Source organism: Shigella sp. FC1567 (assembly GCF_001743015.1).
Taxonomy (GTDB): domain Bacteria; phylum Pseudomonadota; class Gammaproteobacteria; order Enterobacterales; family Enterobacteriaceae; genus Escherichia; species Escherichia coli.
The window spans coordinates 1-629 of sequence record NZ_MIIV01000365.1 but is presented as its reverse complement, the minus strand read 5'-3'; the positions used below and the strand labels follow the sequence as shown (position 1 = coordinate 629).

The 629-nt window shown below is 52.3% G+C and carries 1 protein-coding gene and 2 pseudogenes; 2 read left to right on the top strand and 1 reads right to left on the bottom strand.

Going from position 1 to position 629, the window contains the following annotated elements; translation table 11 throughout:
* Positions 1-311, top strand: a pseudogene (locus BHE85_RS17865) (IS1-like element IS1X2 family transposase); the annotation flags it as partial.
* 15 nt (positions 312-326) lie between these two features.
* On the top strand, positions 327-407 hold the full coding sequence (locus BHE85_RS28485) for a DUF3927 family protein (protein WP_000878858.1): 81 nt from the start codon (positions 327-329) through the stop codon (positions 405-407).
* 84 nt (positions 408-491) lie between these two features.
* On the opposite strand, the pseudogene BHE85_RS27670 reads toward BHE85_RS28485, so the two are convergent.
* Positions 492-617, bottom strand: a pseudogene (locus tag BHE85_RS27670) (hypothetical protein); the annotation flags it as partial.
* Between the last annotated feature and the right edge of the window lie 12 nt (positions 618-629).

Genomic DNA, 629 nt, shown 5'->3' with positions numbered 1-629 from the left:
GGATACGGAGGACGGTTGTGGCGCACGTCTTCGGTGAACGCACTCTGGCCACACTGGAGCGTCTTCTGAGCCTGCTGTCGGCCTTTGAGGTCGTGGTATGGATGACGGATGGCTGGCCGCTGTATGAATCACGCCTGAAGGGAAAGCTGCACGTTATCAGCAAGCGTTACACTCAGCGCATTGAGCGACATAATCTGAATCTGAGACAACATCTGGCAAGGCTGGGACGGAAGTCACTGTCGTTCTCAAAATCGGTGGAGCTGCATGACAAGGTCATCGGGCATTATCTGAACATAAAACACTATCAGTAAGTTGGAGTCATTACCGTGCTGGCTGACGGTGTGCTGGTGGCGGGTGTGGTAGTTGTTGCTTTCCCGTTGCTGAAAAAGAAAACGCCAGACTGTTAGCCGGGTATCAGTTAGCGGGAGAAATTTTTAAATACTTCACAATTCAGGCGGTTGACTGTTGTCTGGTTTGCGGGGAGTTTGTTAAAAGAAACTGGCATGGTGAATCCCCCTGTGCGGAGGGGCAATCAGCGAGTAGGTATATGGGATAATCGCGGATTCAGGTGCTGGTACTGAATTCACCGGGAGGCACCCGGCACCATGCAATGGCACATAGCGCCACTC